The sequence below is a fragment of the Oceanobacillus locisalsi genome, from assembly GCF_042675985.1.
Lineage (GTDB): Bacteria > Bacillota > Bacilli > Bacillales > Amphibacillaceae > Oceanobacillus > Oceanobacillus locisalsi.
This window is the reverse complement of sequence record NZ_JBHTKK010000008.1, coordinates 114,661-138,391: the sequence shown is the minus strand read 5'-3', so window position 1 is coordinate 138,391 and position 23,731 is coordinate 114,661. Positions and strand designations below refer to the sequence as shown.

Below are 23,731 nucleotides of genomic sequence, written 5' to 3'. Positions count from 1 at the left end.
AATTCATTAACCTGACAACATTGAGACCTGCGATTACTCGGTCTATTAAAACCGTTGCTGCGCTTACTCGCCCCATCGAAAACATTTGTGCATCGCAGGGCGAGCTGAAGATCCACTTGAAAAGCGGGCTTCTTTTCAAGTTAGCTGAAGCCTTCCCCATGGAAAGCGTAGTGTTCTTCCACAGCGGTCGTTACTCTTAAAATTTAATTTGTCAAAAAGAGATAACACATCTTTTGTGAAAGATGTGTTATCTCTTTTTTATTGTTCATAAGATTCATCATCTGATAATATTGCTGCACCTTATTCTTGGCACCTAAAATGTTGCTTTTCCAAACATAGAAAAAGGATACATTACTTCCTGAAGAAGCATTGTATCCTTTAAATATAGATCCTGATGCAGTAAAATAAACTGCCGCTTATAAACCTAAAATCGCTTTAATCATACTGGTAGTTTCACCCGGTTCGTATAATACGTATAGAAAAATATAAACCATAACTCCTGTAATCGCACTGAAAAACCAAATAACACTTGTTACAGGACCGATTTTACGGTGTTTCTTAATATTTCTCTTGAACGCCAGTACAAGCGTCACAATCCCAAATATCGCTCCAACCGTTGCTAAAATAATATGGAATATCAGGAAAATCGTAAAGTACGTCTGTATATTTTCAGGTCCACCAAAACTTGTATTTCCTACAAAAACCGTACGTGATACGTATATAATAAAGAATAACAGGGCGCTGACAGCCGCTGAGATCATGACAGCTTTATGTTGTTTTCTTTTATTTTTCACGATTAAAATCCAGCCTATTGCTACAAGTATCGCACTTAAAGCTATAAAAAATGTACTAATTGTTGGTAATAAATGCATTTCTTTGTCCTCCAGTATTTCTAAATATACGTTTAAAAGGTATGAAGAAAAGATGAAGAAAAACCGTCATTATGCATGAATATACACTTGAATTTTTACGGTTTCCCTTCCAGCACCTTCTCTTCAATGTGATTCTACCGGGTTTGACGGCAGCGGATCAATCTTATTACTTTCCCCTCTAACCCAAGAAAAGATAACTGTGGCTAAGATGCCTCCATAAGTAATTTCCTGGATAATCTTCATGATAATACCGCCTAACTGCTGATCAATCATGGTGCTGAGCGGCGTAAACATTTCCGGACCAGTTAATGCAGGGGCAAGTCCTTGTAAAACATCTGTCGGTACACAGAGGCTCATCGCCTGCATCCAGGAGCCTCCCTGTGTATACGTAGCATATAACGGTTCTGCAGCAAAAATAATGAGTGCACATGCCGGCGTAATTAATACACTGTTTGCAAAAATAAAACCAATTTTCAACAAAGGCTGCATCTGGTCAAATTCCTTCAAAGGAGACAGCAATGGAAAAATCATTAAAAACGCTGCAAACAATAATAACCCGTGAACCACCCAGTGCACAACCGTCGAGGATTTTGTGAATTCAAAGAAAACAGGTATATGATAAACCGAAAATAAACCATTAAATAGTAATAATGAAATTAAAGGTTTCGTACCTATTTCTACAATTGGTCTGATAACAGGCCGGTCAATTATTTTCCTCCATAACCAGGCAGGGATGCCTTTGATAATCAATATCGGCATTACAAGTAAATAAACAGCCATTTGGATCATATGAGCAGTCAGTGTAATATGTGAGAGTAAGTCAATTGGCGAACCTTTTACTACGTATAAACATACCATGGCGGCATAAAAAAATGCTTGCTGCTTCACAGATACTTTATCATGATTACCAAACTTATGCCGATAAGGCCCCGTTATGAGAAAATAGGCTAACATAATGAGCGCAACAAACAACATAAAGTACGGACTCCATAACGCCCGAAAACCAAATATTTGTATATCTAACCACATACCAGATCATCTCCAGTTTTGTCTACTTTATCTATTATACCTTAAAATGAACAAGAATTCTCTAGGAGGATTGTGACGATTTTAAAACAACTCTATTTTATCGAAGGGTAGTTTTGTCTGTAACTCTCTCCCTTCAAAAAAATTAAAAATAAAATTTCTATATAAATTGAATTAATAAACCTGTCTTTTGTGCTAAAAAATGAAGTCATTTATTTTAGAATTAAGCACCATAACTAGCGAAGGAAAAACACGGAGACTCCTATGGGAAAGCGTAGTGTGAAGACCCCGCAGAAAAAGCGGTCTTCTTTTTCTACCCGTGGGGCACGACGGACACGACGTCCTAGTATCGACGTTGGTCACAGGACGTGACCGTTCTTAGTCGATGAAAGAGCGACTTTGCTTCTGTCAGCGCCTGACGGCTTGCCAATCAGCAAGTCTTCTTTAAAGGCTGAGGACAAGCCCATGGAAAGCGTAGTGTTTTTCCGTAGCGAGTGTCAGGAAGGAAAATATTAATTTCAAGTTATATAAGCAGAAGATGACACACCTCACTGTATGATGTGTCACTTTCTATCGCAAAAAAAGCTATGATGATTTAAAATCTAATCATCATAGCTTTTTTAATTTCAAATAGATGGAATTCAACTTGCCTTGCTTACCACCAAGTAATGATGGTAAAAGTTAATGCGATCATCACAGTAATGAAAATCCCGCCATAAATAATTTGAGCAGGTACTTCATGCCCTTTGTCTTTCAAGTGCATGAAGTAGAAAAACTGAAATCCTACCTGAACAAATGCAAGAAGCAACAAGATCGGAATCACATAAGTGGATGGTATCTCCATCGCAACAAGAGCAAATGCTACGATTGTAAAAAATATCATTAACGCAAAGCTGACAACCATTCTTTGCATTTCTTGTTTATTCTTTTGCTTTTGGAACGAATTAATTTTTCTAGTACTCATTTCATCTGTCATAAATTAACTCACCATCCCCATCAGATAAACAACTGTAAAGATAAATACCCAAACAACATCGATAAAGTGCCAATATAGTGCAAAGGTGTTGTATTTTGGTGCATTATACAAATTCAAGCCCCGCTTCGCATTACGTACCATTAACGCGATAATCCAGGCTAAACCAAATGCAACGTGTCCTCCGTGGAACCCGACTAAAGCATAGAACGCTGAGCCGAATGCAGAAGAACGGAAAGTAAACTCATAGTCATGAATATAATGTGCAAATTCATAAACCTCACATGCAAGAAAAGCTATACCTAATAATGCTGTAATGCCCATCCATAACTGCATTTTCTTAAAATCATTATTCTTCATGTGATAAATAGCATACACACTTGTTAAAGAACTGGTTAAAAGCAACATTGTCATTAAGAACACCAGGCCGAGACCATATAATTCTTGAGTGGACGGCCCTCCGGCTGTGGAATCTTTCAAAGCAAGGTACGTACCAAATAAACAGGCAAACAGCACGGTTTCACCGCCAAGGAAGACCCACAATCCCATAAATTTATGTTTTCCTTCTGCCGTTGCTTTGGAAGGATCCTTCGGCATGTTCTCTGGATCAATGGAATGATCATGACTCATATTAATCACCCGCCCTTTCTATTTCTTCTTTAGGGATATGATGTCCATGGTCATCTTTTAATGAACGGATCAGCATACAAATTAATGCAATTGCCATGCCTCCATATACAGCAATTAACCAGTATGAATTGCCCGTTTGATAAATAAAACCATAGGAAGCAATCGTGAATCCGACCGTCATAATGAACGGAAGAATAGAACCGTTTGGCATATGAATTTCATCTACCGGTTCTGCCGGTGTCATTTTTTTATTGCCTTCTGTTTTTTCTATCCAAAATGAATCCAGCCCGCGAACTAATGGCATTTGCTTAAAGTTATAGTGGACTGGCGGTGATGAAATAGTCCATTCTAACGTACGTCCAGATCCCCAAGCATCAGCAGGTGCTTTTTTACCTTTGACTGCTGTATGAATGATATTAATCAGAAATACAATCACACCAAACGACATAAAGAAGGCGCCAATCGTACTGATAAAGTTACCTGTATCCAATCCTTGGTTTTCTAAAAACACCCAGTAACGTCGCGGCATTCCCATTAAACCTAAGAAATGCTGAATAAAGAACGTTAAATGGAATCCTACAAAGAAGGTCCAAAAGGATATTTGTCCCATTCCTTCATGCAGGTATCTTCCGAACATTTTTGGCCACCAGTAATGTAAACCTGCTAATAAACCAAAAACGGTTCCTCCGACAATAACGTAGTGGAAGTGCCCAACAACAAAGTACGTATCATGATATTGATAGTCAGCAACAGCAGAGGCCAGCATAACACCGGTCATTCCTCCAATAGTAAATGACGGAATAAAAGCTAATGACCATAACATTGCTGAATTGACTTTGATACTGCCTCCCCAAAGAGTAAACAGCCAGTTAAATATTTTAATACCTGTTGGTACTGCAATTGCCATGGTTGCAACGGCAAAGATAGAGTTAGCCGCCGGTCCAAGCCCTACTGTGAACATATGGTGAGCCCATACCATAAAGCCTAAAAATGCAATCAAGAAAGTTGCAAATACCATCGCTGTATAACCGAATAAACGCTTTTTGGCGAATGTCGGGAAAATTTCACTAAAGATACCGAATACCGGTAAAATCAAAATGTATACTTCCGGATGTCCAAATATCCAGAATAAATGCTGCCAAATAACGGCATTTCCGCCAAGTGCTGCATCGAAAAATGCAGAACCAAACATACGGTCAAACATCATTAAGAATAATCCAACTGTTAATGCTGGAAAAGCAAATAATATTAAAATACTTGCTACAAACGTGGTCCATGTAAATAACGGCATTCTCATATAAGTCATACCCGGTGCACGCATTAATACAATTGTAGCAATAAAATTAATACCTCCCATTAATGTTCCTGCCCCGGATAATTGCAGTCCCATAATGTAAAAGTCGATACCGTGGCCCGGTGACTCTATGGATAAAGGAGCATAGTTGGTCCAACCGGCGTCAGGTGCTCCAGTAAACCAGCTGAGATTTAATAACACACCTCCAAAAAAGAATAGCCAAAACCCTAAAGAGTTTAGAAATGGAAACGCAACGTCTCGTGCTCCTATCTGCAGCGGCATCACAAAGTTCATCAGTCCTAATAACAATGGGGTTGCCGCAAGAAAAATCATGGTTGTACCGTGCATAGTAATCATTTCATTATATAGACCGGCACTGATAAAATTATTTTCTGGTGTAATCAATTGAATACGAATAATAACAGCTTCAAGCCCGCCTAACAGGAAAAATAATCCGCCTCCAGCAAGATAAAGAATACCGATCTTTTTGTGATCGACAGTCGTCAGCCAATCCCATAAGACAGCTCCGAAACCGCGTTTTTGAGCACTAGTCATACCCAAATTATAAACCTCCCTTTATAACAGTCGTTCTTTTTTATTCTCCTGCGCTTTCAGGTGTAATCTCTGAAGGTTGTAATTGCATTAAATAATCCGCAATTCTTTCCGCTTCTTCTTCACTGAGTTCCGGATATTGGCCGGTCATATGGTTCCCCGGCTTAATAGATTCAGGATCCATTAACCAGTCTGTAAGGTTTTCATGATCAGGCTCCAGCACACCGGCTACCCTGGAACGATCTCCAAAGTTGGATAAGTTTGGTCCAATTGGTCCGTTGTTCTCCGGTCCGGCTTCAATACCAGAAGCGGCAGCATCAATCGCGTGACAGTTCATGCAGTTATTAGCCTCAAATAGTTCTTGACCTTCTTGCGCTTCCGCAGTTTCAGGTTCTGCTTCCGCATCCGTATTTTGCATGTCCTCCACCCATTGATCATACTCTTCAGGTGATACCGCGATGACTTTAAAGTCCATTAAGGAATGCGAAGGCCCGCATAGCTCAGCACATTTTCCCCAGTAAACACCTTCCTCATAGGCTTCAATGTACATTGTATTTACGTTCTCTGTATTAACATCCATTTTCCCGGAGATTGACGGGACCCAGAATGAATGAATAACATCAGAAGAAAGCATATGTAAATAAACGCGTTCGCCAGTAGGAATGTAAAGATCTTGACTTGTTTGTACTTCTTCGCCAGGATACTCAAAATGCCACCAGTATTGGTTTCCTTTGACATTGACATTTGTAAGTTCATCTGCGCTGGAATCATCTGCTAAATCAAATGTTACCAAAACAGTCGGTACAGCAATAATTAACACCAATATAATCGGAATCACTGTCCATATTACTTCCAGCTTATGGTTTCCTTCTACTTGTTCCGGAATATGGTCTTCCTGCCCTTTCTTTCTGCGAAAACGAACAAGTGTAATCACATAAATTACCATAACCACAACAAATACGCCTACCATGATTAATGTGGTCAGAAGAATAAGATCCATAGCTCTGTCTGCTCCATACCCTTTTGGTTCAAGTGCAGTCAAGTTTTCGATTCCACACCCTGCAAGAAGAAATGCAAGCAGTGTGAATACGAATAATACTTTCGTTTTTCCCATCCAACCTTTCATATAAGCATACCTCTCTTTCTTTTGTTCTTTCCTTCTATATAAAAATTTCAAGGAATAACAAATGTCAATTGAATATCGGCAGTGTCACAATAATCATTAATGGAAAAAGAATTGTTAAATAATTCAATGAAAATATAAATACCAAATTAGCCCATTTCATATCTTTTTCCGTAAATAATCCAATAAAACCGATAACCAGCCATGCGACATTTAAAATGGTTGCTACTATCGTAAACGTTAATCCCAATACAGGAAGTAGCAAAAACGGCAAGGGTAAAAGGCAAGCAATATAAACAACAATTTGCCGTTTGGTTATACCCATCCCTCTTACAACCGGCAGCATTGGCACGCCAGCTGCCTTGTACTCTTCTTTTTTCTTCATTGCTAATGCAAGAAAGTGCGGTGTTTGCCATATAAACATAATCATAAACATGACAAGCGGAACCACATGAAAAGAAGCATCGACTGCGGCCCAGCCGATAACAGGAGGCATTGCGCCTGATAGGCTTCCGATAGCTGTGTTTAATGTATACCTTCTTTTGGACCATATCGTATATAATACAACATAACCAAACCAGCCTATAAAAGCAAACAGTGCTGCATACCAGGTGGTTAACATTAATATTGAAATCCCCAGAATACTTATTATAATTCCCATTGTAAGTACTGTCCGCAATGAAAAGAACCCTGTTACAGTAGGTCGTTTCATCGTCCTGGACATCTTAGGATCAATATCTGCATCATACCAGTTATTGATAATACAACCGCCGGCAATTACTAAAGCACTTCCAATTATCATCAAAAGAAATGCTCCCCAATAATCGCTAAAGGAGGCGTTCGTTAAAGCAATGGCAACTAAAAAACCTGTGATTGCTGTAATTAAATTTGAATTGACAATTCCGATTTTTATAAGCGCCTTCACTTCTGACAGAAAAACAGTTATTTTTTCTTTGGTAGAAATCGTTGTGTTACCAATTAACTCCGAATAAGTTATATCTACTTTATCCATAATTTCCCCCCTTCGTACCAGTAGGAAGACATAATAATAAACAGAATACACGCCTTTTCGTTCTTATGTATTCCGTTTTCATCTCATTATAGCATGGATTTCTATGACAATCTAATGAACTTTGATATATTATTTTACAACAATTTGAACATTTAGCTGAAAGGGCTTCCTAAAAAATAGATAAAGTAAATAAATTATGTATTTTTTCTTACTATTCATGTGCTTCAAAAGCGTTAAACGAAAAGAAACGGTGAACTGTAAAATATAGAATTGCCGGAAAGAGCACGGCAATCTCAGCTCAGATTCCCCGATAGAAATATAACTGTTCTTCCCCATACCTGCCCATACTATATTTCTAGCAAATAAAATGAAATTATGCAAGCTTTTTTTTATTTGCTGATGAAAACTCTAATAAAACATGGTACGATAAATAATGGAATTTTCAATTCGGCATTTTTTGCGGTTGTTCTTTTTTGTTCAAAATTGGAAAGCGTTTCCCGTATGTTTTTTGGTAGACTTAAAGAACGAGGGATATTAAATAAAAGAGAGGTTACATAGATATGTTGAAAAAACTGAAAATACTATCTGTGGTAACGGCCATTGGAATGCTTCCTCTTCTTCTAGGAGGGGCGCTTGTTACAAAAACAGGTTCAGCAGATGGATGCGGGGACAGCTGGCCGCTGTGTGAAGGAGAACTCCTCCCTGCCAATCTTCATTTTGAAATGATTGTTGAATTAAGTCATCGAATGGTCAGCGGTGCAGTTGGTATATTGGTACTTTTACTTGCTATTTTGTCTTGGAGGACATACAGATATCATAAAGAAGTTATATTCTTAAGCTTTTCGGCGCTGTTCTTTATTATCGTACAAGCCCTGGTCGGAGCAGCAGCAGTAGTGTGGGGACAATCCGATTTTATATTGGCTACACATTTTGGAATATCTTTGATTTGTTTTGCTGCCGTTTTTTTACTTATGCTATTATTCTTTGAAATTGATAAAAAATTACATACAGAAGATATTCATATTCAAAAACCGCACCGGATTGAAATCTATGCTATAACGCTGTATACAATGGCCGTCGTATACAGCGGCGCACTCGTCCGACATACCAATTCCGTTTTAGATTGTCCGGATTGGCCTTTCTGTTCCAATTCTGAACCTTTCGCTCTAGCAAGCTACTCATTCCACCAATGGGTGCAGATGGGGCACCGTTTTGCAGCTGGAATCTTATTTTTATGGACACTCTTTTTAACAATTCGAATGCTGAAAAAGTACAGTCACAGTGCCGTTATGAAGTGGGGCTGGATGATAACATTGACACTTATTACATTACAGGTTATCTCCGGATCACTTGTCGTTTTTACACAGCTGAATATATTTGTAGCACTTATCCATGCACTATTTATAACTTGTTATTTTGGTATGCTGACTTACTTTATTCATCTGTCTTTTCGAAGCAGCAGAAAAGAGAAGTAATAAAGCAGCCCTCTGGCATTTTAGCCAGAGGGCTGCTTTATTTGTCCTTATTCAAGTTCTATTAATAAATCGTTGACAGCAATCGAGCTGCCTGCTTCCACATGAATATCTTTGATAACCCCTTCTAGTGGAGCTTGTACGGAAGTTTCCATCTTCATAGCTTCATTTGTCATCAGATGCTGTCCTTTTTTAACCGTGTCTCCTTTTGCACACTGAATGGAAAGAACAGTTCCAGGCATCGTTGCACCAACATGTTTCGGATTGGTTTTATCAGCTTTCGGATTGGCTTTAATAGCAGATTCAATATTATTATCGCGAACGGTAATTTCACGGGATTGGCCATTTAATTCAAAATAAACAACTCGTGTGCCATCCTCTTTCGGTTCAGAAATCGAAACCAGCTTCACAATAAGTGTTTTCCCTTTCTCGATTTCTACTTCAATCACTTCTCCCAGTTTCATACCATAGAAGAAAGTTGGTGTATCTAATACAGACATATCTCCATAGGTATTCAAGAAATCCTCGTAATCTTTGAATACTTTCGGATAAAGTGCATTGGAAATCAAATCATGGCTGCTAACCGGACGATTCAGCTCATTATATAGTGTGTCACGCATTTCATTGAAATCAACATCCTCCATTAATTCACCCGGTCTGACTGTAATAGGCTCCTTATCTTTGAGAATCAGCTTTTGCAGTTTTTCCGGGAAACCTTGATAAGGCTGCCCGATGTATCCTTGTGCGAACTCAATGACAGAATCCGGAAAATCAATGGATTCCCCTTTTTCATAAATTGTTTCCTCTGTTAAATCGTTTTGCACCATAAAGAGTGCCATATCTCCCACAACTTTGGAAGACGGTGTCACTTTTACAATATCACCAAACATATCATTCACTCTGCGGAACATCGATTTGACTTCATTCCAGCGGTCGCCGAGCCCCACTGCTTTTGCCTGCTGCTGCAGGTTACTATACTGGCCGCCTGGCATTTCATGATGGTAGATTTCCGTATGCGGTGCTTTTAAACCACTTTCAAAATCTTTATAATACTCCCGTACACCTTCCCAGTACTGTCCAATTTTTTCAAAGCTATCGACATCCAGTTCCGGTTGTTGCTTGGTGCCATCTAAAGCATAGTATAGAGACTGTGCACTCGGCTGCGACGTCGTTCCTGCCATAGAACCGACAGCGACATCTACCGCATCTACTCCTGCTTCAATCGCTTTGGAATAAGCATAAACGCCATTACCGCTTGTGTCATGCGTATGCAAATGAATGGGAATATCCACCGTCTCTTTTAACGTGCTGACCAGTTGATAAGCTGCTTCCGGCTTTAGCAGTCCTGCCATATCTTTAATTCCTAAAATATGTGCTCCTGCAGTTTCCAATTCTTTTGCCATACTTTTATAGTAGTCAAGGTCATACTTTTGTCTCCCCGTATCTAAGATATCACCTGTGTAACAAATTGCCGCTTCTGCAATTTTATCGGTTTTACGAACATTATCAATCGCTACTTGCATACCTTCCACCCAATTCAGGCTGTCGAAAATACGGAACACATCAATGCCTGCTTCTGCACTTTTCTCCACAAATAATTGAACCACATTATCCGGATAATTCTTATACCCCACTGCATTACTTGCACGAAGCAGCATCTGGAATAACACATTTGGCATGCGTTTTCTCAGTTGCAGCAGTCTCTGCCAAGGATCTTCTTTTAAGAAACGGTAGGCTACATCATACGTTGCGCCGCCCCACATTTCAACAGAAAACAAATTGGGTAGTAATTTTGCAGTCGGCTCAGCAATGTTCAATAAATCATTGGTACGAACGCGTGTAGCAAGCAAGGATTGATGGGCATCACGGAAAGTCGTATCTGTAAGCATCACCTTATTTTGCTCTTTGAGCCATTGTGCCAGCCCTTCCGGACCACGTTCATCTAAAATTTGCTTGGTGCCAACCTGTGTTTGGATATCTCCCGTATCAGGAATAATGATTTTATCAAAATCCGGTTTTTCTTGTTTTTCTGCACCATCTACCCCATTTAACGTGGTATTCGCAATATACGTCAGCATTTTGGTTCCACGGTCACGACGCACCGGAAAAATAAATAGTTCCGGTGTTTTATCAACGAATGTTGTATCATATTCCCCAGATAAAAATTGATTATGCAGCATCACATTTTCAAGAAAAGGAATATTTGTCTTAATTCCTCGTATACGGAATTCTTTTAAGTTTCGCACCATTTTGATTGTAGCCTGCTCAAAATCGAGCGCCCATGTAGAAACTTTTACTAATAATGAATCATAGTGCGGAGAGATAACTGCTCCCTGATACGCATTTCCGGCATCCAAGCGGACACCAAAACCGCCGCCGCTCCGATATGCATTAATTTTGCCGGTATCCGGCATGAAATCATTCAGCGGATCTTCCGATGTCACACGGGACTGAATCGCATAGCCTTGTGTTGTAATCTTATCTTGTGTCGGTATACTAATTTCTTTATCATGCAGTCCGGAGCCATCCGCAACTTTCAATTGCGTTTGAACAATATCTACCCCGGTAATCATCTCTGTTATCGTATGCTCTACTTGCACACGCGGGTTGACCTCGATAAAATAAAAATCATTTTCTGTAACAAGAAATTCGACGGTACCAGCATTGATATAGCTTACATTTTCCATTAAATCGACTGCCGCCTGACAAATTTCTTCTCTTAAATTTTCTTTTAAAGATATACTTGGAGCTACTTCGATTAACTTCTGGTGCCGACGCTGCACGGAACAGTCTCTTTCATATAAATGAACAATATTTCCATATTTATCGCCAATAATCTGCACTTCAATATGCTTTGGATTTTCAATTAATTTTTCTACATAAATTTCATCGTTACCAAAAGCAGCTCTTGCTTCTGACTTTGCGCGGTCATAGGCATTGTCTACTTCGTTTGCATCCTGGACAACACGCATGCCGCGTCCGCCGCCGCCAAGCGAAGCCTTAATAATAATGGGATAACCATACTTCTCTCCGAAAGCTTTGACTTCATCTAAAGAATCTACCGGACCGTCACTGCCCGGAATAATCGGTAACTTGGCAGCCAGTGCCTGTTCCCTTGCTTTTACTTTATCTCCAAACATATTTAAATGTTCGCTTGACGGACCGATAAAGGTAATGCCCTCTTCCTCACAGCGTCTTGCAAATGCAATATTTTCGGAAAGGAATCCATACCCCGGGTGGATAGCATCCACATTAACTTCTTTTGCCAAAGCAATGATTCCTTCAATATCTAAGTATGCGTCAATCGGTTTTTTCCCTTCACCGATTAAATAAGCTTCATCTGCTTTAAATCGGTGAAAGGAGGCAGAATCCTCATTGGAATAAACAGCTACCGTGCGAATATTTAATTCGGTACAGGCCCGAAATACACGTATCGCAATTTCGCCTCTGTTTGCAACTAATACTTTGTTTATTTGCTTTAAATCACTCATGCTTTACCACCTCTGTACGAATTGATAGATTTTTTATGAAATAAGCCGGCTTTAGGAGCCAGTTGTTCCCTTTCACTATCTTTCTGGTTAACTTGCATAGCTATATTATTAAGAATCCCCATGGCAATCATCATGAAAAGCAGGGAAGATCCTCCATAACTGACAAATGGTAAAGGGACACCCGTAATGGGCAAAATCCCGCTGATGGAGCCTAAGTTAATAAAAGTCTGAATGCCTACCATTGATGAAATGCCTAGCGCCAGCAATGAACCAAAACTGTCTGGACATTGCCTTGAAATGTAGAGTCCTCTAAAAACAATAGCAGCCATTAAACCTAAGACCACAGCTACTCCCACAAAACCGAGTTCCTCTGCAATAATCGCCATAATAAAATCTGTATGACCTTCCACCAAGAAGCCAAGCTTTTGAATGCTTTGTCCCAATCCTTCTCCTGTTAAACCGCCAACCCCGATTGCTACATAGGATTGGATTAATTGATAACCGTTCAAGTCTGGAGAATTAAATGGCTGATAGGCTCCCGTAAAACGGGAAAGCCTTTCTTCTGTTACCATATTTGGAATAGCAAATGCCAACAGAAGTAATCCGGCAAACACAAGAATAGATAGATGTCTCCATTTAATACCGGAAGCAAAAATAACAGCACATGCCATCAGAAAAATAATGGCAGCTGTTCCGACATCCGGCTGTCCTACAATTAACCCAAGAACCACAGCCGTGATAATGAGCGGAGGCAGCACACCTTTACTGAATTGATCCAGATACGCTTGTTTTTTAGAATAAATAGCGGATAAATAGATAATCAATCCCAGCTTGGCAACCTCGGCAGGCTGCAGACTGAACGGTCCAAGACGGAACCATGACCTTGCATTATTGACTGTATCTCCTAAGAAAAGAACAGCCACAAGCAAGATAATACAAGCAATAATGATTATTTTCATTGCTCTTTGATAGAATTGGTAGGGCAAAAAGGATGTAATTACAAAACCGATAAGGGCCACAATAAAAAATACAATTTGCCTGTTAAGGTAAAAATTGCTGTCTGATCCTTCCACAACAGCTAATACCATACTTGCACTATATACCATCACTACGCCGAAACCGGCTAATAGAATTGGTGTAATCATCAATGTGAAATCGAAGTGTTTCCAATTTTTTAACATGATATTTTTCCCCTAGTCACTATGTAAGTTTAAGAGATTTTTAACAGTATATCATATTTATTGAAATAGCTGTTATATTTATCTCTTATTTGTCAGTATACATTTTTTTACATATACAAAACAATTAGGAGGTCCAAAAGATTTCATCAGGAGTGAAGCCATTACTTCATCCCATCGTATCTATTGTTTGTTAACTTCCTTTGTACATATGTTCATATTTTATTTTTTGATGCCTCTCCTTTGACGAACGGTATGACGCACTCTTTTATTCTGCTGTTTGTACCAAAAGAAAAAAGCGCAAGCCTGCCGGTTTAAAAATAAAGAACAAAACGTCTTTATTTAACCAGAGTATTCGGCTTCAGCCGAAATCCCTATCTGGGCTTAGCGCTCCAACATGCAACGATACCTCTATAAGAATGGGCATACGCTGAACCATTGCACACTCTCATCTTTTAAAAAAACCTTGCCGCTCCTTACATTGGCAAAGTTTTATGTTGTACTGTAACAACTCCAGGCAGTAATCATCACAAAGTATTTTGTGAAGCTTCATGTAGTATATTCAGCTTTTTCTCCAGATCTCCTAATAGATTTCGCCCTTCTTCTTCCGTAATCAATTCTAAACGAACAGCAAAATCAATTTCTCTGGATAAGCCGAACATTTGTGTATCCAGTACGTCCTCGTAGACAGGACATTGAGGCATTGTTAAATTTTCTATCTGAACCTCGATTAAACGAAGTATCTTGTCAGCATCTGCTTTCAAAAGAGCGTGGGCTTTTTCACGGTGATTAATCGTTACATCAGGCATCAATATAATCCCCTCCGCATATTATCATTCTTTATATAATATTATCGCTCCAAGCGTAAAAATGCAAATGTAACTTAAGATTTTCGTTAAATTGACACTGGTTCTTTCTGTTTGAAACGTCAATGTCATTTGGAAATCACAAAATGCATCCGGTATAAAATAGATGAAAGTCAACGCAAATTTTGCTATTCTTGTAATGGGAACTATGTACAAATTATGTTAAGAAGCAAGCGCTTCCCTGTGTTGTCTTACGGTACATATATCAATTGAAATAAATTTAGGAGGATAATAAAGCATGATTGTTATGATTAAAGGAAATGTAGGATACCCTATCACACTGGATCCGACTGTATGGATTTTTGATGATAGAAAAGTGGAATTGGAAAATGCTTTTACGGAAAAAGAAGAGGAAGAAACAAGTTCATTTATTTTTCATAAGCCGCCTGTAAACCGCAGCGTCTCCAAAATGGAGGGTGAAGAATATTTAAAAAACAGTTACGTAATTCCATTACATGATTTTCTGAACAATGCCGAGCCCAAAACAGATGCGCAGGAAGTAGAATTCATTAAAAGCAGCGGTGAAAATGAAACTGTATCATTAGAAGATGCCAAAAATGGCTATTTACTTTTTTCATCTGAAGGGAAACCTCTTTTTGAAGACGGCCCTGTTCATTTTTATGATAAGGATGGTTCCAATAAAGATAATCCGGTTAAATATATCAAAGAAATTCATGTTCATTAATGAGCCAACAAAAAAGTCCGCTTGCCGTATGTGTATCATACAAATCAGCAAGCGGACTTCTTCTTATTTATTTTCATTTTTTTGAGATAAATTGTTCATTTCATTCTTTACTTCATTGTAATATTGTACGCCAAATTGTGACCCTTCCGATACCATTTTAGCGTTTTCAAGCTGATCCAATTCATCTTCCTCAGATTGATCAGGTTTCCCTGCATTTTCAAAAACCTTTAGTGTCTCATTAGCCGAATTTTCTTTTTTTCGTTTCTTTCTATCTGACCATAATACCCCGGCAACTCCAGCTCCAACTGCACCTAATGCGGATACAACATATCTTTTTTTCATCCTATCATCCTTTCAAAAAATCAGACATTGTTTTAATCTTATGATTCCCGCTTCTCAAGATTTCAAACTTTGATTATTTATTTCAACTTTAAAAATATGCTATACTATATGCATAAAAGACATTGTCTTACTATTTTTACCGAATTGAGGTGGAAACATGCAGGTTAAATGCACCATTTGTGACAAAGTGGAAGATATAGACAATGACTCTCTGCATGCCAAAAGATTACGCAATCGCAGAAAAAATATTCATTTATGTACTCCATGCTACCAACGCATTGAAGAAAATACGAAAAAAAGGCTGGCAACAGGAAATTTCCGCTTCTATCAGGAAGAGAAAAAAGTAGATGACTACTTGTAAACAGCTTTTCTTTATTCAAATAAAAAGCAGGAACGCTTATATCGGTTCCTGCTTTTTATTTTCTATGCCTGGTCTTCTTGTACCTCTTTACGATGTTTTCTTTCGCGATGTAATCGAAAACGGTAAATGCCCAACACTAAAATGATAACGATTAAACATTCGATTGTCGGCATCCGCATGACTGTTGAAAAGATGGTAATAACAAATGTCCCAATCATTAATAGTATGTATACAATAATCGTTTTTCCAATCGGAAGTTTCTTCGCAAACCCCAATTGGTAAGCTATTGCTGAAAGAATCAGATTCATCACGTAGAAAATCCAGAAAATATTGTCCGTTCCATTCACTTCAAGGATATAATCAAATACCATAATTCACATGCCACCTTATCTATGCGCTTCTTTTATCATACTAAAAGTGCTTACATATGACTAGAGAAAAATGAAAAAATATATGTCTGTTTTTTGAAGTTCATGCTTATATGCTTTATACTATTTTGTGGACAGATAGCAAAGGCGGTTGAAAAATGAAGAAAATAGATTTTCCAATGCTATTATTAGCATGTCTTGTCGTACTTTTATTTATTTTAGTTGGTTTGGCTATTGCTTTCCGGAGTGTATGGGGTATCATTTTATGCGTTATTCTAGCATTCGCTGTCTTCGGATACGGCATTTCCAAAAAGAAAAAGAGGAAGGGATAATTATTTCCTTCCTTCTTTTAAAAATTCGATAATATAGTTGTGTATGGAAGGATTGGCCACAACTGCAGCTGATCTTTTCAAGGGATTCCACGGATTCCCGTCAACGTCACCGGCAATTCCGCCAACCTCTGCATTTATGATGATTCCTCCTGCCACATCCCACGGAGCAAGACTTAATGCTAGATAAGCATCTTGTACACCTTCTGCAACATGAGCCAGTTCCAGTGCTGCAGAGCCAATTGTCCGCGTGCCTCTTACTGTACGTACAAACTTTTGCATCACAGTATAATCCACTACTTTGTTATCGCACAGCCAAAAGTGATTCATCCCGACAATCGCTTCTTTGATTTTTTTCTCTTTATCCAGAGGAGCTAACTGGCTGTCATTTTTAAAAGCACCTTCTCCACGTTTGGCATGGTATAAAGTATCATCCATCACATCATAAATAAACCCGATTTCACCCACACCATTATGTAAAATACCAATCGATATAGCAAATGTGCGTTTTTGGTGGACAAAATTCATCGTGCCGTCTATCGGGTCAATAATCCATATGGTTCCATCGACCTGTGATAACGTATCTCCAAATCCTTCTTCACCAATAATATGATGTTCCGGATAACGGTGATGAATACGATCTACAAAGAACTTCTCAGTCTGTTTATCCAATACGGTTACCAGATCATTCGGATTGGATTTTGTTTCAATATCTAATGGTTCGTTCATATGCCCGCGAATTTGAGCACCTGCTTCATATATCCATTGTCTTGCTGTTTCATAAATTTCTTGTCTTTGTTGCTGATCCATTATACATCGCCTCCAAAAAGTGCAAGTAAACTTATTTTATCAGACTCCTCTGCATTAAACCAATCCAAAAACTTCTAAGCAAAAGATGCCTGCTTCATATAATCAACAAATAACCCTAATATACACTTTCTCATAAAGAAAGCTGCTTTATATTAGGGCAGGTGAGATAGTATATTATTTCATCAGATGCATCCACTGTTCACTAAGCTGTTTTAATCTCTCTTTTGATTTAATGATTTGTACCGTATCATCTTCCTGCAAAGCATCGTGCAATGTTGCCAGTTCATAATCAATCTCTAATTTAATAACAGGGAGACGTTCTTCTGCTTCTTTTCTGCGGAGAGTTTCCATCACATATTTCATCCTATCACTCCTTATGAAGGGTTTCTATCCAGCTTAAGGACCTGTTGTTATTTTCGTTTCATGTACGTGTTATATATTATGATTTACTGGATGAATTGTTCACCCCTAACAATAAATTGATTTATTGTTATCACTCTTTTCCCCTTATTTATCTTATTCAAACCTTTTCTTATTACCTCAACTTTCGCACTTTAAAAGTAACTTCCTTATTCATAGGGACTAGGGTTGATCGTTTCTTCCGTACAGCTGAAGAGGAGAAGGTGAAGTGTAAGATGACCGCTGCGGCGGAGAGCTTGACCGGAGCGGTTGCTATACACCATATCTTGTTCAAAAAAATGGTTAAACGAAAAGCAAGCATGATAATAGAGATCTTGTCCATTCTAGAACAGCAAGGTTTATATGCTTATTCTTAAGTGCGTAAGTTGAGTTATTTCTAAAAATAACAGCTCATTCCATTTTTTGCTCTCACTTGACTTCTTTGTACAGATAACGAATAATAATTTATAGCAGAAATAGAGATTTACAATAAAAGAAAGGATGACATTTGTGGAATTACGTCACTTTACAAAAAAGGATTTTCAAACTTTTACGATTGATGGTTTAGATGAACGTATGGAAGCTATCCAGAATCGCATACAGCCGAAATTTCAAGCAATAGGTGAAGATCTTGTCTCCTATTTGTCTGAGAAAACAGGCCAAGATCTATATTTACATATTGCGAAACACGCACGCAGAAGTGTTAACCCGCCCAGTGATACATGGCTGGCAATCGCCGATAATAAAAGAGGCTATAAAAAACATCCACATTTTCAAGTCGGTTTATTTGATGACCATTTGTTTATTTGGCTGGCACTTATTTACGAATTACCCAACAAACAAAAAATTGCAGAGAGCTATTTAGATAATTTTAATGAAATAAAACAGCTTCCTGATTCATTTGTTGTCTCACAAGATCATACTAAAAAGGACGCGATTTCTTTAGAAACGTTATCCGAAAAAGAATTAGAACGTTTTCGTGATGTTAAAAAAGCAGAATTCTTAATCGGCAGGCATTTGTCTTATGACGATCCAATCTTACAAGATGATAAAGCATTATTTGGTGCCATTACCGAAACATATGAACAGCTGATCCCGCTTTATCAATTAGCAATCGACAGCCGTGACGCATAAAATAAATTACCCGCCCCTTAAACAAATTTGTTCAGGGGGCGGGTATTTATCGTAGTATAACTAATTTGGAAAACTTCCGCTTCAAGAATTTAAAAACATGAAAATTCTAAGCGGGAGATGAGACAGCCAGTAATAGCCTGATTCAATGTATTAACCTTATTGAAGAAAGTTTCCCTTTATTTCATGGAAATAAGGGTTTCATCAGACTCTCTCGCTTTTTTCACGACATGGTAGCTGGAATATCCGGATGAACGTTTGAACTCTTCAAATATTTGTTTTTCTTCACTTTTAGACGGAACAATTTCCTTAAAACGCCGATATAAAGAAAGAAGATCTTCCCGTCTTACATTTTTCTCATATGCCTGCTCAATTAATGAAAAAAAGTTAACAACATCGATAATTTCATTCGTTGACCATGTTTCATCCATGGGATATGTGTAGTTCATTCTGACACCCCTTGATTCCATTTTTCTTTCACCTGGTTTGCTTCTTGTATAATGGTCTCCATAACTTCTTTCACGCTTGAAATTTCCTGGATACGGCTGGCTCCTTGACCTGCCCAGCCGAAACCATCTGATACTTCACCGGATTCAATATATTTCTGGTTTACCTCTCCACTAATATAATCCTTTAATTGTTCATAATTATTCCCGTACGTTTCTTCCAGAGATAAAATATTTTCTGTAAAAGGACTTCTTAATACTCTTCCTGGAGTACCTAAAGAACGTTTAATGACAACGGTATCCCCTTCGCCGGCAGATAGAATGGCTTTTTTATAATTTATATGCGCCTGCATTTCCTTTGTTGCAATAAACCTTGTCCCCATTTCAATACCTTCTGCTCCCAGGGCAAGTGCCGCCATCAGCCCTTTTCCGTCTACGATACCGCCGGAAGCAATAACAGGAATATTAAGTTCATCCGCAACTTGTGGCGCTAAAACCATGGTGCCGGTATCGCTTCTGCCTAGATGGCCTCCACCTTCCTGTCCGACAACCATCACAGCGTCTGCCCCTAATTCCTCGGCTTTTACTGCTTGCCTGACAGATGCAACCAACACCAATTTTTTTATCGGATGTCCTTTTAACATATCTAACACGCCGGCAGGATTTCCTCCCGTAACGGAAACAACAGGTACTTGTTCTTCTACAGCAACCTGAACCATATGGTCATATTTTCTGCCATGCTGCCCAATCGCAAAGTTCACACCAAATGGCTGATTGGTTAACTGTTTTACTTTTTGTATTTCTTGCTGCAATTTTTCTGGTGAAGCCAAGCTCATGGCAGTCACTTGCCCCAGCCCTCCTGCATTGCTCACTGCAGCGGCCAGATCAGCATACGCCAAGTATGCCAATCCGCCTTGAATAATTGGATATTTTATGTTTAGCAGCTTCGTTACTCTTGTTTGAAACACATTTTCCTCCTCCATCCTATTTTATTCCATCGTTTCAATTAAATTTGGATCGGCTATCTCATAACCTTCCTCCCGGAGACCGTCAATAACATCTCCTAAAGCTTCATTAGTCCATTCACGGTCGTGCATAAGTAAGTTTGCTCCTGCACGTAACAATGATTGATCCTCGCCTATTTCCGGTGCTTCTCCTGAAATCAATGCTTCTGTTAATTTGTCCGCATCTTGATAAGGCTCAAAATAATCGAAACCGTATGTCCAATTCATTAACACCATTCCCTCATCTTCAACAACTTCACGTGAATGATCGGAGTTTGCGCCATGCGGAGCACGGAAAAATTCCGGGCGTTCCCCAATAATATCTTCAATTTTATCATTTAGACTGACAATTTCCTCTGTCTGTTCATCTTCAGGAATATCTGGTATAACAGGGTGAGAATATGTATGATTACCAATTGGGAATCCCATATCATGGATAGCTTTCAATTGTTCTTGTCCTTCCTCATCCTCAATAAAATGACCATTTATAAAGAATATGGCTTTTGCATCCTTTTCCTGCAATGTTTCTGCCATTTCCATCGCATATTCATCCGGTGCATCATCGATGGTAAGCAGAACAACATCTTCATCTGCATCATCAATAGGATGAATAGAAGCTGTTTCTTCGTCGATATAATAAATCGGTTCCTGCTCTTCTTCTGTTTCATTTACTTCTTCATCATTTGTTCCTTCTGCGTCAGATTCTTCCGTCTGTTCTGGTTCATCATTATCTTCATTACCTTCTGCATTTTCCGTGTCATCTGTCTGTTCTTCCGTTTGACCATCAGCATTTTCATTTGTATCGCCTGAATTACAAGCAACGAGAATACCGATTATAAAAAATATCATCACCATCAAACCGTATTTCTTCAACATTCTTCAAAAACCTCCATATTTCATGATAATATACTGGTTTTATTATAGAATAATGTGTTACAATGAGCAATCGTATGGCTCACATAGAAAACATACAATACCGTGTTTATTTCTGAACAATAAGGGTATTTTACTAAATAGCAGTTAGGAGGAGTTTTTAGTGAAGAAACTAACAAATGTTTTCTGGATATCGGCATTAATCGTACTTATTTTTATAGTGTGGGGTGTTATCCCTTCGAGCGTTTTGCCTAATGCTAATTTAGATAACGTAACAGGTGCTATACAAGCCTTTATCGTTACTCATTTTAGTTGGTATTACTTAATTGTAACAACAATATTTATTGGGGTTGCTTTTTTCTTAATATTTTCGAAATACGGCACGATTAAATTAGGGAAGGCTGATGATAAACCTGAGTTTAGTTATATTAGCTGGTTCGCTATGCTATTCAGTGCTGGAATGGGAATCGGTCTTGTTTTCTGGGGTACCGCAGAGCCTGTTTTACACTTATTTGACAGTGCTCCTTATGGAGATTTAGGGACAACGGAAACAGCGGCCGTAGCTATGCAATACAGCTTCTTCCACTGGGGATTTCACCCATGGGGAATTTACGCTATTGTTGGTCTTGCATTAGCTTACTTTAAATTTCGTCATAATTCGTCAGGTTTAGTAAGTTCCATCTTAGTTCCCCTCTTTGGAGATAAAGTAAAAGGTGTTTGGGGAACAGCTATTGATACATTAGTCGTTTTTGCTACTGTTTTTGGTGTAGCAACATCTTTAGGTTTCGGAGCAATTCAAATCAGCGGCGGTTTATCCTACGTTTTCGACCTTGATTCCGGAATAATGCTGCAGCTGATTGTTATAGTTGTGGTAACTGTATTATTTATCGTTTCCACTCTAACCGGAGTAAATAAAGGGCTCAAAATCCTCAGTAATGCAAATATTATACTTGCTATTGCATTAATGCTCTTTTTACTATTTGTAGGGCCTACTGATTATATTTTACGTTTATTTACAAATACAGCAGGGAATTACATTCAAAACTTCCCAAGTATGAGTTTACGGTTAGATGCATTTGATACAGGCAATATGGAATGGATTAACAATTGGACAATTTTCTACTGGGCTTGGTGGTTAGCATGGGCTCCGTTTGTAGGAACATTTATAGCTCGTGTTTCCCGCGGTCGTACAATTCGAGAGTTCACAATTAGTGTACTGCTCGTTCCTACCATTTTCGGCGCATTATGGTTCGCTGTATTTGGTGGTACTGCCATGAACTTTGATCTACAAGGAACAACGGATCTCGCCGGTCAAATTTCGCAATTCGGGGAAGAAGTAGCACTGTTCTCCTTACTTGAAAACTTTCCATTTGGAACAGTTCTTTCTGTAATTTCAATATTATTGATTGCTACGTTCTTTATTACCTCAGCTGACTCAGCAACCTTTGTTCTTGGTATGCAGACATCTGGCGGAAGCTTATATCCCCCTTATCAAATTAAATTAGTATGGGGAATTATTCAGTCAGCTACAGCAGCAGTACTGTTGTGGCAAGGAGGACTAGGGGCATTGCAAACTGCATCTATTATTGCGGCCTTGCCATTCTCGATTATCATGATTTTAATCGTTCTCGCCTTGATGAAAACATTGAAAGCAGATGCTGCTGATATAGAAAAAAGAAGACGGAGACAATTACAAAATCAAATTAAAAAATAGTACGGTGAGCTAAAAAAGCTCCTTTTAAGCATCGTAATAATACGAATACCATGCTTAAAGGGAGCTTTTTTTATGTACAATTATATTAATAATATAACGTTTTGCTGTATGATCTGGCAGAAGAACATTCTTTATAACCAGCCTGCATATCCGTTAAACAAATGGAAAAATGACAGCTTGATATACAGCGGTAACAATGAATAACAGTTGCTTTTGTAAAAGTATTACACTTTACTACAAATGAATGTTACTCTGTTATCATTTTCTTTACCATTCTATAACATCTACAAATTTTGCAAAATTATTTGTTAAGCTTAATACAGCGAACGAAAATAAAAGAACCTGTTTTTATTTTCGAGAAGAGGTGACATAGAATGAAAAAAACTGGTATCATTCTACTATTATCTATCTTTATGCCCATATTGAATAGTTGTCAGGGAGAAGAAGATATACAAGTTATCGAATTTCAATTTACGGACTATCAAGTGATTTATGTTCCCCCAACGGAAGATAACGATAGCTATATGAATACATTTATTGATTTGAAAGCGAAATATCCAGAAGAAATTACCAGCCCAGAAAAGCGTACTATAGACAATCGAGACTTACCGTCAGATTATACAATAAATGATAACAGTATGTACTTATTAAAAGACGAAGATATTGTTTATTCCAGTGAAAATGTCAATACTCACGGAGACATTATGCACACATTAGAATCGATTGTTACAACGGACAGTCAATTGGTTTACTAATTTATGAGAATATAAAAAAACATGC

General features: G+C 38.3%; 25 protein-coding genes. 8 read left to right on the top strand and 17 right to left on the bottom strand.

Annotated elements, in window-relative coordinates:
* Positions 1–200, top strand: a 200-nt coding sequence (locus ACFQ19_RS08825) for a hypothetical protein (RefSeq protein WP_379591707.1), incomplete at its 5' end; no start/stop codon positions are given.
* Positions 201–416: 216 nt separating this feature from the next.
* On the opposite strand, the gene ACFQ19_RS08820 is transcribed toward ACFQ19_RS08825, so the two are convergent.
* From ACFQ19_RS08820 to cyoE, 7 genes are all read right to left on the bottom strand, one after another.
* Positions 417–872 carry a DUF420 domain-containing protein gene (locus tag ACFQ19_RS08820; RefSeq protein ID WP_379591706.1) on the bottom strand — a complete coding sequence of 152 codons (456 nt, stop codon included), beginning with the start codon at positions 870–872 and terminating at the stop codon, positions 417–419.
* A 123-nt stretch (positions 873–995) separates the two neighbouring features.
* The gene (gene ctaG, locus ACFQ19_RS08815) at positions 996–1,901 is read right to left on the bottom strand and encodes a cytochrome c oxidase assembly factor CtaG (protein WP_379591705.1); all 906 of its coding nucleotides are present in this window, start codon (positions 1,899–1,901) and stop codon (positions 996–998) included.
* Positions 1,902–2,553: 652 nt separating this feature from the next.
* Positions 2,554–2,874, bottom strand: a complete 321-nt coding sequence (gene ctaF / locus ACFQ19_RS08810) for a cytochrome c oxidase subunit IVB (protein ID WP_379591704.1) — start codon at positions 2,872–2,874, stop codon at positions 2,554–2,556.
* Positions 2,875–2,877: 3 nt separating this feature from the next.
* On the bottom strand, positions 2,878–3,501 hold the full coding sequence (locus ACFQ19_RS08805; protein WP_379591703.1) for a cytochrome (ubi)quinol oxidase subunit III: 624 nt from the start codon (positions 3,499–3,501) through the stop codon (positions 2,878–2,880).
* Position 3,502: 1 nt separating this feature from the next.
* Positions 3,503–5,350: a cytochrome c oxidase subunit I gene (ctaD, locus tag ACFQ19_RS08800; protein WP_379591713.1), complete on the bottom strand. Its 1,848-nt coding sequence runs from the start codon at positions 5,348–5,350 to the stop codon at positions 3,503–3,505.
* 40 nt (positions 5,351–5,390) lie between these two features.
* A complete protein-coding gene (gene coxB, locus ACFQ19_RS08795; protein WP_379591702.1) occupies positions 5,391–6,473 on the bottom strand; it encodes a cytochrome c oxidase subunit II in 1,083 nt (360 codons plus the stop codon).
* Between the two features lie 64 nt (positions 6,474–6,537).
* Positions 6,538–7,482, bottom strand: a complete 945-nt coding sequence (cyoE, locus tag ACFQ19_RS08790; RefSeq protein ID WP_379591701.1) for a heme o synthase — start codon at positions 7,480–7,482, stop codon at positions 6,538–6,540.
* A gap of 560 nt (positions 7,483–8,042) precedes the next feature.
* On the opposite strand from cyoE, the gene ACFQ19_RS08785 reads away from it, so the two are divergent.
* Positions 8,043–8,957 carry a COX15/CtaA family protein gene (locus tag ACFQ19_RS08785; protein WP_379591700.1) on the top strand — a complete coding sequence of 305 codons (915 nt, stop codon included), beginning with the start codon at positions 8,043–8,045 and terminating at the stop codon, positions 8,955–8,957.
* A gap of 47 nt (positions 8,958–9,004) precedes the next feature.
* Here the strand turns inward: ACFQ19_RS08785 and pyc are convergent, their stop codons facing one another.
* From pyc to ACFQ19_RS08770, 3 genes are all read right to left on the bottom strand, one after another.
* Positions 9,005–12,445: a pyruvate carboxylase gene (gene pyc, locus ACFQ19_RS08780; protein ID WP_379591699.1), complete on the bottom strand. Its 3,441-nt coding sequence runs from the start codon at positions 12,443–12,445 to the stop codon at positions 9,005–9,007.
* The gene (gene ftsW / locus ACFQ19_RS08775) at positions 12,442–13,626 is read right to left on the bottom strand and encodes a putative lipid II flippase FtsW (protein WP_379591698.1); all 1,185 of its coding nucleotides are present in this window, start codon (positions 13,624–13,626) and stop codon (positions 12,442–12,444) included. The genes pyc and ftsW overlap by 4 nt, the downstream gene beginning before the upstream one ends.
* Before the next feature lie 524 nt (positions 13,627–14,150).
* A complete protein-coding gene (locus ACFQ19_RS08770) occupies positions 14,151–14,432 on the bottom strand; it encodes a YlaN family protein (RefSeq protein ID WP_379591697.1) in 282 nt (93 codons plus the stop codon).
* A 295-nt stretch (positions 14,433–14,727) separates the two neighbouring features.
* Here ACFQ19_RS08770 and ACFQ19_RS08765 point away from each other — a divergent pair, with 295 nt between their 5' ends.
* Positions 14,728–15,174, top strand: coding sequence for a hypothetical protein (locus ACFQ19_RS08765; protein ID WP_379591696.1), 447 nt, complete (start codon positions 14,728–14,730; stop codon positions 15,172–15,174).
* 63 nt (positions 15,175–15,237) lie between these two features.
* On the opposite strand, the gene ACFQ19_RS08760 is transcribed toward ACFQ19_RS08765, so the two are convergent.
* Positions 15,238–15,516, bottom strand: coding sequence for a hypothetical protein (locus tag ACFQ19_RS08760; RefSeq protein ID WP_379591695.1), 279 nt, complete (start codon positions 15,514–15,516; stop codon positions 15,238–15,240).
* A gap of 157 nt (positions 15,517–15,673) precedes the next feature.
* Here ACFQ19_RS08760 and ACFQ19_RS08755 point away from each other — a divergent pair, with 157 nt between their 5' ends.
* Positions 15,674–15,877 (top strand): YlaI family protein, encoded by a 204-nt coding sequence (locus ACFQ19_RS08755; protein WP_379591694.1) that lies wholly within the window; start codon positions 15,674–15,676, stop codon positions 15,875–15,877.
* A gap of 62 nt (positions 15,878–15,939) precedes the next feature.
* On the opposite strand, the gene ACFQ19_RS08750 is transcribed toward ACFQ19_RS08755, so the two are convergent.
* Positions 15,940–16,248 (bottom strand): YlaH-like family protein, encoded by a 309-nt coding sequence (locus ACFQ19_RS08750; protein ID WP_379591693.1) that lies wholly within the window; start codon positions 16,246–16,248, stop codon positions 15,940–15,942.
* 155 nt (positions 16,249–16,403) lie between these two features.
* On the opposite strand from ACFQ19_RS08750, the gene ACFQ19_RS08745 reads away from it, so the two are divergent.
* The gene (locus tag ACFQ19_RS08745; RefSeq protein ID WP_379591692.1) at positions 16,404–16,577 is read left to right on the top strand and encodes a DUF5325 family protein; all 174 of its coding nucleotides are present in this window, start codon (positions 16,404–16,406) and stop codon (positions 16,575–16,577) included.
* On the opposite strand, the gene ACFQ19_RS08740 is transcribed toward ACFQ19_RS08745, so the two are convergent.
* Entirely contained in the window at positions 16,578–17,384 is an 807-nt protein-coding gene (locus ACFQ19_RS08740; protein WP_379591691.1) for an inositol monophosphatase family protein, read from the bottom strand.
* A gap of 174 nt (positions 17,385–17,558) precedes the next feature.
* Positions 17,559–17,747 carry a hypothetical protein gene (locus ACFQ19_RS08735; RefSeq protein WP_379591690.1) on the bottom strand — a complete coding sequence of 63 codons (189 nt, stop codon included), beginning with the start codon at positions 17,745–17,747 and terminating at the stop codon, positions 17,559–17,561.
* 546 nt (positions 17,748–18,293) lie between these two features.
* Between ACFQ19_RS08735 and ACFQ19_RS08730 the strand changes: the two genes are divergently transcribed.
* A complete protein-coding gene (locus tag ACFQ19_RS08730) occupies positions 18,294–18,917 on the top strand; it encodes a YktB family protein (RefSeq protein WP_379591689.1) in 624 nt (207 codons plus the stop codon).
* Between the two features lie 176 nt (positions 18,918–19,093).
* On the opposite strand, the gene ACFQ19_RS08725 is transcribed toward ACFQ19_RS08730, so the two are convergent.
* From ACFQ19_RS08725 to ACFQ19_RS08715, 3 genes are read right to left on the bottom strand one after another with little or no spacing between them, the layout of a single operon-like run.
* Complete coding sequence (locus tag ACFQ19_RS08725; protein WP_379591688.1) at positions 19,094–19,363, bottom strand: UPF0223 family protein; 270 nt, start codon at positions 19,361–19,363, stop codon at positions 19,094–19,096.
* On the bottom strand, positions 19,360–20,328 hold the full coding sequence (locus ACFQ19_RS08720) for an NAD(P)H-dependent flavin oxidoreductase (protein WP_379591687.1): 969 nt from the start codon (positions 20,326–20,328) through the stop codon (positions 19,360–19,362). The genes ACFQ19_RS08725 and ACFQ19_RS08720 overlap by 4 nt, the downstream gene beginning before the upstream one ends.
* 21 nt (positions 20,329–20,349) lie before the next feature.
* Positions 20,350–21,240, bottom strand: a complete 891-nt coding sequence (locus tag ACFQ19_RS08715; RefSeq protein ID WP_379591686.1) for a polysaccharide deacetylase family protein — start codon at positions 21,238–21,240, stop codon at positions 20,350–20,352.
* Between the two features lie 160 nt (positions 21,241–21,400).
* Here ACFQ19_RS08715 and ACFQ19_RS08710 point away from each other — a divergent pair, with 160 nt between their 5' ends.
* Both ACFQ19_RS08710 and ACFQ19_RS08705 read left to right on the top strand, forming a co-directional pair.
* On the top strand, positions 21,401–22,951 hold the full coding sequence (locus ACFQ19_RS08710) for a glycine betaine uptake BCCT transporter (protein WP_379591685.1): 1,551 nt from the start codon (positions 21,401–21,403) through the stop codon (positions 22,949–22,951).
* 374 nt (positions 22,952–23,325) lie between these two features.
* Entirely contained in the window at positions 23,326–23,706 is a 381-nt protein-coding gene (locus ACFQ19_RS08705) for a hypothetical protein (protein ID WP_379591684.1), read from the top strand.
* Positions 23,707–23,731: the final 25 nt, after the last annotated feature.